The organism is Actinoplanes sp. NPDC004185, from assembly GCF_053603475.1.
The window spans coordinates 67277-80569 of the sequence record NZ_JBSGFR010000041.1 but is presented as its reverse complement, the minus strand read 5'-3'; the positions used below and the strand labels follow the sequence as shown (position 1 = coordinate 80569).

General features: G+C 72.6%; 12 protein-coding genes. 10 read left to right on the top strand and 2 right to left on the bottom strand.

Annotated features, from left to right (window positions below; genetic code table 11):
• Together ACWEOZ_RS33500 and ACWEOZ_RS33495 are read left to right on the top strand one after the other, a co-directional pair.
• Nucleotides 1-769, top strand: a 769-nt coding sequence (locus ACWEOZ_RS33500; protein ID WP_451914683.1) for a GlxA family transcriptional regulator, incomplete at its 5' end; no start/stop codon positions are given.
• Nucleotides 770-896: 127 nt separating this feature from the next.
• Entirely contained in the window at nt 897-1640 is a 744-nt protein-coding gene (locus ACWEOZ_RS33495; RefSeq protein ID WP_451914682.1) for an alpha/beta hydrolase, read from the top strand.
• Nucleotides 1641-1664: 24 nt separating this feature from the next.
• Here ACWEOZ_RS33495 and ACWEOZ_RS33490 read toward each other — a convergent pair whose 3' ends face one another.
• The gene (locus ACWEOZ_RS33490; RefSeq protein WP_451914681.1) at nt 1665-2081 is read right to left on the bottom strand and encodes a MerR family transcriptional regulator; all 417 of its coding nucleotides are present in this window, start codon (nt 2079-2081) and stop codon (nt 1665-1667) included.
• Between the two features lie 365 nt (nt 2082-2446).
• Between ACWEOZ_RS33490 and ACWEOZ_RS33485 the strand changes: the two genes are divergently transcribed.
• The gene (locus tag ACWEOZ_RS33485) at nt 2447-3208 is read left to right on the top strand and encodes a methyltransferase domain-containing protein (RefSeq protein WP_451914680.1); all 762 of its coding nucleotides are present in this window, start codon (nt 2447-2449) and stop codon (nt 3206-3208) included.
• A gap of 355 nt (nt 3209-3563) precedes the next feature.
• Here ACWEOZ_RS33485 and ACWEOZ_RS33480 read toward each other — a convergent pair whose 3' ends face one another.
• On the bottom strand, nt 3564-3773 hold the full coding sequence (locus ACWEOZ_RS33480; protein ID WP_451914679.1) for a hypothetical protein: 210 nt from the start codon (nt 3771-3773) through the stop codon (nt 3564-3566).
• Between the two features lie 591 nt (nt 3774-4364).
• Between ACWEOZ_RS33480 and ACWEOZ_RS33475 the strand changes: the two genes are divergently transcribed.
• From ACWEOZ_RS33475 to ACWEOZ_RS33445, 7 genes are all read left to right on the top strand, one after another.
• A complete protein-coding gene (locus ACWEOZ_RS33475; protein ID WP_451914678.1) occupies nt 4365-6506 on the top strand; it encodes a heavy metal translocating P-type ATPase in 2142 nt (713 codons plus the stop codon).
• A gap of 413 nt (nt 6507-6919) precedes the next feature.
• Nucleotides 6920-7390, top strand: coding sequence for a DUF6153 family protein (locus tag ACWEOZ_RS33470; protein WP_451914677.1), 471 nt, complete (start codon nt 6920-6922; stop codon nt 7388-7390).
• Between the two features lie 84 nt (nt 7391-7474).
• On the top strand, nt 7475-8119 hold the full coding sequence (locus ACWEOZ_RS33465; RefSeq protein WP_451914676.1) for a DUF305 domain-containing protein: 645 nt from the start codon (nt 7475-7477) through the stop codon (nt 8117-8119).
• Between the two features lie 100 nt (nt 8120-8219).
• Complete coding sequence (locus ACWEOZ_RS33460) at nt 8220-8429, top strand: heavy-metal-associated domain-containing protein (RefSeq protein WP_451914675.1); 210 nt, start codon at nt 8220-8222, stop codon at nt 8427-8429.
• A 2-nt stretch (nt 8430-8431) separates the two neighbouring features.
• The gene (locus ACWEOZ_RS33455; protein WP_451914674.1) at nt 8432-9361 is read left to right on the top strand and encodes a hypothetical protein; all 930 of its coding nucleotides are present in this window, start codon (nt 8432-8434) and stop codon (nt 9359-9361) included.
• 11 nt (nt 9362-9372) lie between these two features.
• On the top strand, nt 9373-11643 hold the full coding sequence (locus tag ACWEOZ_RS33450) for a heavy metal translocating P-type ATPase (RefSeq protein WP_451914673.1): 2271 nt from the start codon (nt 9373-9375) through the stop codon (nt 11641-11643).
• A gap of 207 nt (nt 11644-11850) precedes the next feature.
• Nucleotides 11851-13278: an MFS transporter gene (locus tag ACWEOZ_RS33445; protein ID WP_451914672.1), complete on the top strand. Its 1428-nt coding sequence runs from the start codon at nt 11851-11853 to the stop codon at nt 13276-13278.
• Nucleotides 13279-13293 lie beyond the last annotated feature (15 nt).

Here is a 13293-nt window from a genome sequence, read left to right as displayed (position 1 = left end):
GCCCGCGCTCCTGGCGGCGCTGCGCCGGGCCGCCGCCCGCGGCGCCCGGCTGGCCGCGGTCTGCACGGGGGCGTTCGTGCTCGGCCAGGCCGGCCTGCTCGAAGGGCGCCGAGCCACCACCCACTGGGGGTACGCCGACGACCTCGCCGCCCGTCACCCCGGCACGACCGTCGACCCGGACAGCATCTACGTGGTCGACGGGCCGATCGCGACCAGCGCCGGGGCGTCCGCCGCGATCGACCTGTGCCTGCACCTGATCCGCGCCGACCACGGCGCCGACATCGCCAACCGGGTCGCGCGCGAGCTGGTCGTGCCGGCCCATCGCAGCGGTGGGCAGTCGCAGTTCACCCGTACGCCGGTGAGCGCCCCGCGGCTGCCGGGCTCGCGTACCCTCGCCGACCTGCTGGAGTGGGCCGCCGCGCACCCGGACGCGGACCTGTCCGTGGGTGCGCTGGCCGCCCGGGCGGCGATGTCACCGCGAACCTTCGCCCGGCACTTCGCGGCCGCCACCGGCTCCAGCCCGGCCGCCTGGGTCCGGACGCAACGGGTCCGCCTGGCCGAGCAGATGCTGGAACGCGACGGGGCCACGATCGCCGCCGTCGCGCGGCGGTGCGGACTGGGCAGCCCGGACACCTTACGGCGGCACTTCCGGGCCGTACGGGGCGTCAGCCCGGAGCAGTACCGCACGGCGTTCGGCACACCCGCCACCGGTCCGGGCGCGCGGCAGATCGTCGACGGTGATACGTTCAGCGCCGCTGATGTGACCTGAGGAGGTGAGACCGATCAACGCTGTGACAGGTCGGGGCTCCCTCCTTCGCAGGATCTAGCTTGCTGGATCCAGCTCGCTGGATCCGAGGGAGTGCCCGCAAAAGGCATCCTGAAAGGCTTCACACCTCATGCGCTTCACCTCGCGGACGTCGTCGGACGGCGTCACCGAACAGCTCTTCACGCTCACCTTCACCTCCGGTGAGATCCCGGGCGTCCTGTGGACACCGGAGCACGCCACCGGGAACCGTCCGCTGATCCTGATGGGTCACGGCGGCGGTCAGCACAAGCAAGCGCCCGGCATCGTGGGACTGGCCCGTCGTTTCGTCGAAGAGGGTGGCTTCGCGGTAGCGGCCCTCGACGCGCCCGGTCACGGTGACCGGCCGCGGAGTGCGGAACAGGACCGGATCATCGGCGAACTGCGCACCCGCTTGCAGGCCGGCGGAGAAGTCACCCCGGTGGTCGCTTCGCTGCACAGTCTCATTGCCGGGCAGGCCGTACCGGAATGGCGGGCGGTTGTCGACGCCCTGCAGAAGCTCGACCAGGTCGGCGCGGGACCGGTCGGGTACTGGGGAGTGTCGCTGGGGTGCGGGCTGGGCGTTCCGTTCGTCGCCGCCGAGCCGCGCGTCCGGGCCGCGGTGCTGGGCCTGAACGGGGCGGGGACATCGGCCGAGGCCGCCGCGCGAGTCACCGTGCCGGTGGAGTTCCTGGTGCAGTGGGACGACCAGTTGGTGCCGCGGGCGGCGAGCCTGGCGCTGTTCGAGCTCTTCGCCTCCGCCGAGAAGACGCTGCACGCCAATCCCGGCGGGCACGGGGACGTGCCCTCGTTCGAGCAGGACAGCGCGCTGCGGTTCTTCGCCCGCCACCTGAACTGAGGGATGCGCCGCCCGGGTCGGACGTCAGTGGTGGTCCAGGGCCTCGGCCAGATCCACCCCGTCCACCCGGGCGAGCACCATCGCCTGGAAGCGCGGGCACGCCTGGTAGTCCTGGTGCCGGCACCGCAAGCCATGCTCGAGCAATGTCGCCGACACCGTGAGCCGGGCGATGCGCTCACGCACCTGGTTGAGCCGGCTGCGCAGCACCTCGCGCCGCCGCGTGCGGTCCGGGGCCGTGAACAACTCGCGGAGCTGCTCCAGGCTGAAGCCCGCGTCCTTGCCGAGGAGAATCTCCGCAACCCGGGTCACGTGCGCGGTGCTGTAGACCCGCCGGCCCGCGACCCGCCGCGCGGGTGTCAGCAGCTCCATGTCCTCCCAGTGGCGTAGCACGTGCGTGGCCAGCCCGAAGCGGTCCGCCAGCTCGCCGATCGAATACTCCATCGATCATTCCCTCCCGTTTTCTTGACTCCAGGCCGGGTTGGCTGCAGCCGGGGTTGGCTGCAGCCGGGTCGGTTGCAGCCGGGGTTGGTTGCAGGCCCGGGGTTGGCTGCAGCCCAGGTTCGTTGTAGCCGGGTTTGGCTGCAAGCCGGGTTGGCTGCAGCCCGGGTGGCTGCAAGCCGGGGTTGGCTGTAGGCCGGGTTGGCTGCAGCCGGGGTTGGCTGTAGGCCGGGTTGGCTGCAGCCGGGGCTGGCTGCAGGCCAGGTTGGCTTTAGGCCGGCTCGGCCTGTAGCCCGGGTTGGCTGCAGGCCAGGTTGGCTGCAGGCCAGGTTGACTTCAGGTCGGCCTGAAGTCGCAGACTCGGCTGCATGCCCGAGACGCACAGCGCCCACACGGACGTCGAAACTCTGATCCGAGCACTCGACGCTGCCGAGAACACTCCCGGCGCCGTCACGTTACGCGCGCGCAGCTATGAACTGCTGCGGTTGTCCACAGGCGCCACGGTGATCGACGTAGGCTGCGGCACCGGCCGCGCGGTCGCCGAGCTCGCGGGCCGCGGCGCCCGGGCCATCGGCGTGGATCTCGATCCCGTCATGCTGGCTGCGGCCCGCGACCGCTTCCCGGAGCTCGACCTGCGCACCGTCGACGCGGCCGACCTGCCGCTGGGTGAGGGCGAAGTGCGGGGTTACCGGGCGGACAAGGTCTACCACGTGCTGCCCTCTCCGGCCGCCGCGCTTGTCGAGGCCCGCCGGGTCCTCGCTCCCGGCGGTCGCATCGTGCTGCTCGGCCAGGACTGGGACACGATGGTGATCGACTCTGACCAGGGCGCCCTGACCCGCCGGATCGTGCACGCCCGGGCGGACACCATCCGCCATCCGCGAATCGCCCGCGCTTACCGCAATCTGTTGTCGGACGCGGGTTTCCGGGACGTTGAGCTTGAGGTGCACACGATGGTGTTCACCGACGCCTCAACTTTGCCGCTGCTCGCCGGCCATGCGGCGGCAGCTTGCCACACGGGAGCCATCAGCGACGAGGAGGCTGAGGGATGGGTCGGTGAGCAGACTCGGCGTGCCGCTGCGGGCCGGTTGCTGCTCGCCGTCCCGATGTTCCTGGCCACCGCTACCCGCTGAGAGTCAGCGGGTGACTATTTCTGTTGCTACCGCTGGGATTCAGGGGCGGGTCGGCCAGCTCATGCTGAGGTGAGCCGCAGGGGGTCGGTTCTGCGGCTGCGATTCAGGTGCAGGTGTACCAGCTCATGCTGGGGTGAGCCGGAGGGGGTCGGTCCTGGTTCTGACGCTGCAGTTCAGGTGCAGGTGGTCTTGCTGTTGCTGGGGTGAGCCTGAGGTGGCGAATCGTCCTGGCCCTTCCGCTGTGGGCCGGCAGCCGGCAGGTCTGCTGTCGCCTACGACTCGCAGAGGCCGGGAAGTGGCCGTGATCTGGTCCAGAGCCGGAGGATCGGGAACCTTCCGGTCCTGGCGCTGAGGGTCAGGTGCGTCGGACTGGATCGTTCGGCCGCACGGCGGGCTGTGGTGTCACCACATATCGGCTCAACGCCAGCAGGAGCAGGGCCAGCGCAGCCAGGACAGCACCGAGGGCCGCCACCGGGAGCATCGCGCCGCGCAAGCCGGCCGCTGACGCCCACAGGCCGACGTGGACGGGACCCAGCAGGAAGCCGAGGGACGACACCACCGTCACGATGGAGATTGTCCGCCCACGAGAGGACGGGGTCAGCGGCTGGGACGACTCGGCGCTTCCCCGGAGCACAGGCTCACCTCCGTGGCGCAGTCCTTGCGCGAGCAGGGGCCGTCTGCGCCGCGGCGGCGCTCGGTGATCCGACACCGGACTTCCGCGATGCCTGGTATGTGGTCCGGCGCGTCCACCCGCGCCTGCCCGCGACGCGGAGCCTGGCCGGGACGTGGCGCCTGCCCGCGACGCGGAGCCTGGCCGGGACGTGGCGTCTGGCCGGGACGTAGCGTCTGGCCACGTCATGGCGTCTGGCCGCGACGCGGAGCTTGGCCGCGACGTGGCGCTTGGCCGCGACGTGGCGCTTGGCCGCGACGTGGCGCTTGGCCGCGACGTGGCGTCTGGCCCGCGACGTGGCGCTTGGCCGCGACGCGGAGCCTGTCCGCGACGCGGGGCTGTCCGCGACGCGGGGCTGTCCGCGAGCGGTGGCTGTAGATGTCCGTGCGGGATGAATCGGCACGCCCGCGCCGCCCCCGCCTGTGACCCGACAGACCTTGTCAGGTACCCCCGGGGGGTATAAGTTGACCCCAGGAGGTGGCCACGATGAATTCTGTAGACAGTGTGGGCCGGCCCCAGGGCACAGCCCCGGCCGTCCACGAGCACCATCACGGCAGCAACCACGGCGAAGGCCACGGCGGTCAAGGCCATGACGCCAACCACGGCGCGCATCAGGGGCATGACAAGCACGCCGGCCACGACCCCGAGATGTTCCGGCGCAAGTTCTGGCTGAGTCTCGTGCTCACCCTGCCGATCGTGCTCACCAGTCACATGGTGATGGACTGGTTCGGCTACTCCCTGGACTTTCCCGGGATGAGCCTGGTCGGCCCGGCCCTCGGCACGTTCGTTTTCGGCTACGGCGGGTGGCCTTTCCTGGCCGGCGCCGTCGGCGAGGTTCGGGATCGGGCTCCCGGCATGATGGTGCTCATCTCGATGGCCATCACGGTCGCCTACGTCGCTTCGCTGGCCACCAGCTTCGGGGTGTTCGAGCTGGACTTCTGGTGGGAGCTCGCCGCCCTGGTGACCATCATGCTGCTGGGGCACTGGCAGGAGATGAAGGCGATCGGCCAGGCCCAGGGCGCGCTGGCCGCCCTGGCCGCGCTGCTGCCCGACGACGCCGAGCGGATCACCGCCTCCGGCGACGTCGACCGGGTGCCGGTCGGTGACCTGCGGGTGGGCGACACCGTGCTGGTGCGTTCCGGCGCGCGCGTTCCGGCCGACGGCCGCATCGTCGAGGGGTCGGCTGAGCTCGACGAGTCCATGATCACGGGGGAGAGCCGCCCGGTCGCCCGGGCGGCCGGCGACCGGGTCGTGGCCGGCACGGTCGCGACGGACTCCGCTCTCCGGGTACGGGTCGACGCGATCGGTGAGGACACGGCGCTGGCCGGCATCGGGCGTCTCGTCGCGCAGGCGCAGGCCTCCAACGGTCGTGCGCAGGTGCTGGCCGACCGGTTCGCCGCGATGCTGTTCTTCATCGCCACGGCCGCGGCGGCGCTCACGTTCGTGGTGTGGTGGCTGCTGGGTGATGTGGACGGGGCTGTGGTCCGTACCGTGACGGTTCTGGTCATCGCGTGCCCGCACGCGCTCGGCCTGGCCATTCCGCTGGTGATCGCGTTGTCCACGGCCGTGTCGGCGCGGGCCGGCATCCTGGTCAAGGACCGGTTGGCGCTGGAGCGGATGCGCACCGTCGACGCCGTGCTGTTCGACAAGACCGGGACCCTGACCAAGGGGGCCCACACCGTCACGGGCATTGCCGTCGCGGGGGGTGAGACCGAGGCCGGCGTGCTGCGTCTGGCCGGCGCGGTCGAGGCGGACAGTGAGCATCCGCTGGCCCGGGCGATCGTCGCCGTCGCCGACCAGCGCGGACCGCGCGTGTCGGCCCGGGATTTCCGCTCGCTGACCGGCCGCGGGGTGCGAGCCGTCGTCGACGACACCGTGTACGCCGTGGGGGGACCGTCCCTGCTGCGTGAGCTGGACGTCGAGGTGCCCGCCGGGTTGCGCCGTACCGCTGAGGAATGGTCGCGGCGCGGCGCCGCGGTCCTGCATCTGCTGCGGTTGCCCGTGGACGGCGCTCCGCAGGTGCTGGGCGCGTTCGCGCTGGAGGACGAGGTCCGGTCCGAGGCTCGCGAGGCCATCGCCGACCTGCGAGCGCAGGGCGTGCGGAAGATCGTGATGATCACCGGGGATGCCCGCCCGGTGGCCGAGGCGGTCGCGGCCGACCTGGGATTCCGGCCCGGCCTCGACGAGGTCTTCGCCGAGGTGCTGCCGGCCGACAAGGACCACGCGGTCGCCGAGCTGCAGGGCCGGGGCCTGACCGTGGCGATGGTCGGCGACGGCGTCAACGACGCGCCAGCCCTGGCCCGCGCCGACGTCGGCATCGCAATCGGGGCCGGCACGGACGTCGCCATCGAGTCGGCCGGGGTGGTGCTCGCCTCGTCCGACCCGCGCGGGGTGACCGGGGTGATCCGGCTGTCCCGGGCGTCCTACCGCAAGATGGTGCAGAACCTGGCCTGGGCCGCCGGCTACAACGTCATCGCGATCCCGCTCGCCGCGGGCGTCCTGGCCTGGGCCGGGTTCACGCTCAGCCCGGCGGTCGGTGCTGTGCTCATGTCGGCGTCCACCATCGTCGTGGCGCTCAACGCCCAGCTGTTGCGCCGGGTGCGGCTCACGCCCGGCCGGCGGGCGTGACCCGCGCGCGGGCCGGGCTGCGTCGCCCGTGGCGCCCGGCCCGGAAATCTGAAGTCGCAGTACATCGACGCCGGTCAGGCCACGCGGCTTGTAGATCGACAGCACCGTGGCTGTCAGCGGAAGCACGACGGCGGCCGCGCTGTGCAGCACCGGGGACGGGTCGGCCAGACCGGCGGCCCGGTGCTGCCAGCGGTCGCCGCCCGGGCTCGGGAGGCCAGGGCGGTGAGCGTGCCCATGGAGGGCAGCAGCACGCCGGTATCAGCAGCTTGATCAACACCCAGTAGTGGCGGAACAGGCCCTACCGCGGCCGGGACCTGCCGTCGAAGGCCGCTGCCGGCCGGCCGGCCGCGCTCGCGCTGGCCGGTCTGCGCCCGGCGGGGTGGCCGGTAAGGCGGCGCGCTAACTTGGAGCCCGTGCCGCGCGATGAAGCAGGACCGACCGGGCGATCCGTCCGGTGGCTCCTGCTCGCCTGCACCCTGTTCGGCCTGGCCGCGATGCACACGATCGGCCACGCCGGCATGCACCTGGACGCCGCCGGTCACCACCCGGACGCGATGGCCGTGGCCGTGCCGGGTGCGATCTGGGCCGAGCCCGCCGCCGTGCCGGGCGCAAGCTGGGCCGAACCCGCCGGTGCCGGCGGGTGTGACGGTGGCTGTGCGCACGGTCCGGGGTCGGCGCCGCACGGGGGGATGGCCGGCTGGAGCGTGTGCCTCGCCGTGCTCGGGGCCGTCGCGACGCTGGTCCTGCTCGCGATGCTGGTGGCGCCGTCGCGCCGGCGGGAGCGTGCGGCTTCGGTGGCGGATCCGTGGGCTGTCGTGCCCCGGGGCCCGCCGGTCAGATCCGCCGGACTGGCCGTGGCCGCAGTGTCGGTGTTGCGCATATAGGACGCCGCGTCGCCCACCCCCCTGACCCGGGGTGGGCAGCGCCCTGTCCTCGTTGCACGTTCACCGATACCGAAAGGCCCTCTTGTGTTGAAGCATTCTGTCCGGCCGCGTCGTGCCCTGCTCGCGGGCGCGACCGCCACCGCGCTGCTGGCGTTGTCCGCCTGCGGTGACGACATGGCTGGTTCCGGCATGGACCACGGCTCGGCCCCGGTCGCGAGTGCCGCGGTCCCCACGGCGAGCGCGCCGGCCGGCGCCGCGGCGTTCAACGACGGCGACGTGATGTTCGCCCAGATGATGACGGTGCACCACCGTGGGGCCGTCGACATGGCCGACCTGGCCGCCACGCGCGCCGCGGACGCCGAGGTGAAGGCCCTGGCGGCCACGATCAAGGCCGCTCAGCAGCCGGAGATCAGCACGATGACCGGCTGGCTCGGCGCGTGGGGCCGCCCGGCCCCGGAGCCGGGCATGGCCATGCCGGCCATGGGGCACGGCGCGATGCCGGGCGCCATGTCGGCCGCCGATCTGAAGAAGCTGGCGGCCGCCCGGGGTGCCGCCTTCGACAAGCAGTTCCTCACCATGATGATCGCCCACCACGAGGGCGCCGTGACCATGGCGCAGAACGAGTTGAGGGACGGCTCGAACACCGACGCCAAGACCCTGGCGAAGAAGATCGTCGCTGATCAGCAGGCTGAGATCGCCACGATGCGGTCGATCCTCGGCCGGCTGTAGGGCCGTCGGCCGACCGGGCACCTGGGCGGGTGCCCGGCCGTGCCGGGCGTCACTCTGCCGGCCGCTTGATACCCTTGGGGGGTATGGGTAGGGTGAGGGTATGACGACGACGAAGACCTACACCGTGACCGGAATGACCTGCTCGCACTGCGTCGGCGCGGTCAGCGCCGAGGTCGGCCGGCTCCCCGGCGTCACCGACGTGCGGGTCGACCTGGCCACCGGCGCGGTCACGGTCACCAGTGACCAGCCCGCCGACGACGACGCCGTCACCGCGGCTGTCGACGAAGCGGGCTACGAGGTGGTGAGGTAGCGATGGGCACTCCCCTCAAGCTCGGGTCCTTCGCGCTCGGCCTGGCTGTCGTGTTCTCCGCGGCGCTGGGCCTCGGCAACCTGGCCGGTCCCGCCGACAGCGCGGTCACCACCACGACGGCCCACGGCGACGGCGGTCACGACAGTGCCGCCGCGGCGGACGGCCCGGCCGAGCATGTGCCCGCCGGCCTGCAGATCAGCCAGGACGGCTATCAGCTCCAGCCGCTCTCGCCGGCCCTGGCCGTCGGCAAGCCGACGCCGTTCGCCTTCCGGATCGCCGGACCCGACGGCGCGCCCGTCACCGCGTACACCACGAGCCACGACAAGGACCTGCACCTGATCGTGGTACGCCGGGACCTGTCCGGCTTCCAGCACGTCCACCCCGCTCTCGCCGCGGACGGCACCTGGTCGCTCCCGCTGGCAGTCCCCGCCGCGGGGCAATACCGGGTCTTCGCCGACTTCGAGCCCGCGGGGCACGCGGAAGGCCTGACGCTGGGCGCCGACGTGCCGGCGCCGGGCGACTACCGGCCACGGGCCCTGCCCGGGGCCTCGCGGACGGCCACCGTCGACGGTTACACCGTCACCCTCGAGGGCGACCTGGTTCCAGGCGCGTCGTCCAAGCTGACGCTGTCGGTCGCCAAGGGCGGCGCGCCGGTCACCGACCTCCAGCCGTACCTGGGGGCGTACGGGCATCTGGTGGCTCTGCGGGCCGGCGACCTCGCCTACCTGCACGTCCACCCCGACGGTGCCCCGGGCGACGGCAAGACCGCTGCCGGGCCGCAGGTCACCTTCTACGCTGAAGTTCCGTCGAACGGCAGCTACCGGCTGTACCTGGACTTCCAGCACGCCGGCAAGGTGCGCACCGCCGAGTTCACCGCGACGGCGGGCACGCCCGCGGCGACACCGTCCGCCACCGACCACAGCCACGAGTGAGGAGAGCAGCCATGGCATCAGGCGCCGAGCCGCTGCTGACGGCACCGAACCGGATCGAGCTGTCGATCGGTGGCATGACCTGTGCCTCCTGCGCGTCGCGGATCGAGAAGAAGCTCAACCGCATGGACGGTGTGACCGCCACGGTCAACTACGCCACCGAGAAGGCCTCCGTCACGTTCCCGGACGCCTTCACCCCCGGCGACCTGATCGCCACGGTGGAGAAGACCGGCTACACCGCCGAGGTGCCGCCCCCGCCGCGTACGGAGGACGACCCGGCGGAACAGGCGCAGCCGGCCGATGAGCTGCGCGGGCTGCGGACCCGGCTGTGGACGTCGATCGTCCTGAGCGTGCCGGTGATCGCCCTGGCGATGATCCCGGCGCTGCAGTTCACGTACTGGCAGTGGCTGTCGCTGACGCTGGCCGCGCCGGTCGTCGTCTACGGCGGGCTGCCGTTCCACAAGGCGGCGTGGACCAACCTGCGGCACGGCGCCGCCACCATGGACACGCTCATCTCGCTGGGCACCCTGGCGGCGTTCGGCTGGTCGCTGTGGGCGCTGTTCTTCGGCACCGCCGGCATGCCCGGCATGGTCCACCCGTTCAGCTTCGCCGTCACCCGCGGCGACGGCGCCGGCAACATCTATCTCGAGGCGGCCGCCGGGGTCACCACCTTCATCCTCGCCGGCCGGTACTTCGAGGCCCGCTCCAAGCGCCGCGCCGGCGCCGCCCTGCGGGCGCTCATGGAGCTCGGCGCGAAGGACGTCGCCGTGCTGCGTGACGGCGTCGAGACCCGCATCCCCGTCGGCCGGCTCGTGGTGGGGGACCGCTTCGTGGTGCGGCCGGGGGAGAAGGTCGCCACCGACGGCGTCGTCGAGGACGGCGTCTCGGCGGTCGACGCCAGCATGCTCACCGGTGAGTCCGTACCGGTGGAGGTCGGTGTCGGGGACACCGTGGTCGGCGCGACGGTCAACGCCGGCGGCCGGCTGGTCGTGCGGGCCACCCGCATCGGCGCGGACACCCAGCTCGCGCAGATGGCGACGCTGGTCGAGCAGGCCCAGACCGGCAAGGCCGCGGTCCAGCGCCTCGCCGACCGCATCTCCGGGGTCTTCGTGCCGATCGTCATCGCCCTCGCCACCGCCACGCTGGGCTGGTGGGTCGGCACCGGCAGCGGCTGGACCGCCGCGTTCACCGCCGCCGTGTCCGTGCTCATCATCGCGTGCCCCTGTGCGCTGGGCCTGGCCACTCCGACCGCGCTGCTGGTCGGCACGGGCCGCGGCGCCCAGCTCGGCATCCTGATCAAGGGGCCGGAGGTGCTCGAGTCGACCCGTACGGTGGACACGGTCGTACTGGACAAGACCGGCACCGTGACCACCGGCCGGATGACCCTGCTCGACGTCGTCCCCGGTGACGGGGTCGACGCCGACGAGGTGCTGCGCCGGGCCGGGGCGCTCGAGGCCGCGTCCGAGCACCCGATCGCCCAGGCCGTCGCCGCGGCCGCCACCGACCGGGCCGGCGTGCTGCCGGCCGTGGCCGGCTTCGCCAACCTCGAAGGACTCGGCGTACGCGGCACCGTGGACGACACCGAGATCCTGGTCGGGCGGCTGCGGCTGCTGGAGCGGGAAGGACTCGACGTCCCGGCCGGCCTCAAGCAGGCCGCCGCCGATGCTGAGGCCGCCGGGCGTACCGCGATCGTGGCCGGCTGGGACGGCCGGGCCCGCGCCGTCCTCGCGGTCGCGGACGCCGTCAAACCGACCAGCCGGCAGGCCGTCGCCGCCCTGCGCGCGCTGGGTCTGACGCCGGTGCTGCTGACCGGCGACAACACGACCGTGGCCCGGGCGGTGGCCGCCGAGGTCGGCATCACCGAGGTCGTCGCCGAGGTGCTCCCGGCCGACAAGGTCGACGTGGTCAAACGGCTGCAGGCCGAGGGCAAGGTGGTCGCGATGGTCGGCGACGGCGTCAACGACGCCGCCGCCCTGGCCCAGGCCGACCTGGGCCTGGCCATGGGGACCGGCACCGACGTGGCCATCGAGGCGTCCGACCTCACCCTGGTCCGCGGTGACCTGCTGGCCGCGGTCGACGCGATCCGGCTGTCCCGGCGCACCCTGCGGATCATCAAGAGCAACCTGTTCTGGGCGTTCGCCTACAACGTCGCAGCGCTGCCGCTGGCCGCGGCCGGTCTGCTCAACCCGATGATCGCCGGCGCCGCGATGGCGTTCTCCTCGGTGTTCGTGGTGGCCAACAGCCTGCGCCTGCGCCGCTTCGCCGGCGCCCACCAGGCCGCCTGACAACCGTCCTCACCGGACTCCGCCGCACGCGGAGCCTTACCCGGGTGAGCCGGCTCCACGTGGAGCCGGCTCACCCGTCGTGCTTTCCGGGCGCCCTGATGTGACGAACACGTCGTTCTCCGGCAAGCCTTGACTCGAATACCCCCTGGGGGTAAATCTTTTAAGGACAACGGCATACCCCCTGGGGGTACGGAAGGAGTGAACGTCATGGTGCACAGCGCCAAGCGGTGGTGGGCTCTCGGACTCATCGCGCTCGCCCAGTTCATGGTCATCATGGATACCTCGATCATCGGCGTGGCCCTACCGCGCATGCGCGAGGATCTCGGCTTCTCACCCGGCGGCCTGTCCTGGGTCTTCAACGCCTACGTCGTGGCCTTCGGTGGGCTGCTGCTGCTCGGCGGCCGGCTGTCCGACCTGCTCGGAGCCCGTCGGGTCTTCGCCGCCGGCTGGCTGATCCTGCTGGCCGGATCCGCCGTCGCGGGCCTGGCCGGCACGGTCGGGGTGGAGCTGGCCGCCCGTGCCGCCCAGGGAGCCGGCGCCGCACTGATCGCCCCGTCGGCGCTCACGCTGCTGATGATGCTCTTCGGGGAGAAGCCAGCCGAGCTCACCAGGGCGCTCGCGCTGTACGGCGCGGCCGCGCCGGCCGGCGGCACCGCCGGAGTGTTTCTCGGCGGGGTCATCACCGAGTACCTGAGCTGGCCCTGGGTGTTCTACCTCAACATCCCGATCGCCGCGCTGGCCCTCGTCGCGACCCCGGCCCTGATGCCCGCCGGCGGCGCCCGCCGCGGCAGCCTCGACGTCGCCGGGGCGCTCACCGTCACCGCCGGTCTGGCCACCGCCGTCTACGGGATCGTCCGCGCGCCGGAAGCCGGCTGGGACACCACCCGGACCTGGGCGGTGCTCGGCGGTGCCGTGGTCCTGCTCGCCGCCTTCGTGCTCATCCAGGCCCGGCGGCGCGAACCGCTGATGCGGCTCGCCATTTTCGCCAACCGCGACCTGACCGCGGCCAACGTCGCCCAGCTGCTGCTCGGCGCGGCCTGGATCCCGATGTGGTTCTACCTCAACCTGTACCTGCAGCAGGTCCTCGGCTACCGGGCCTTCCCCAGCGGCGCCGCGCTGCTGCCGATGACCGTCCTCATCATGATCGGCATGATCGCGCTGGCCCCGCGCATGATCGCCCGCTACGGCCCCGGCCGCACTCTGGTCACCGGGCTGGCAGTGCTGGCCGCCGGCCTGGCCTGGCTGGCCCTGATCCGGCCGACCGGCAGCTATCTGATCGACGTGCTGCCCGCGTCGCTGGTCGCCGCCCTCGGGATGGCCATGGCGTTCATCCCGTCGCTGGGTACCGCCCTGTCGGCGGCCCGGCCCGAGGAGGGCGGGCTGGCCGCCGGCATCGTCAACACCAGCTACCAGGTCGGCTCCGCCCTGGGCCTGGCCGCGATGACCGCGCTCGCCGCGGCCCACGGCGCCGACGAGCTCGGCGACCTGGCCGCCCTCACCGACGGCTACTCGGCCGCGTTCCTCGGGGCGGCCGGCGTCGCCGCCGCGGCAGCCGTGATCAGCGCTCTCTCCCTGCGCCGTCGAGGCGCCACCACCCCGGCCGGCGCGGAGCCCGCCGGCACCCACCAGGTCTGATTCACCAAGAGAGGC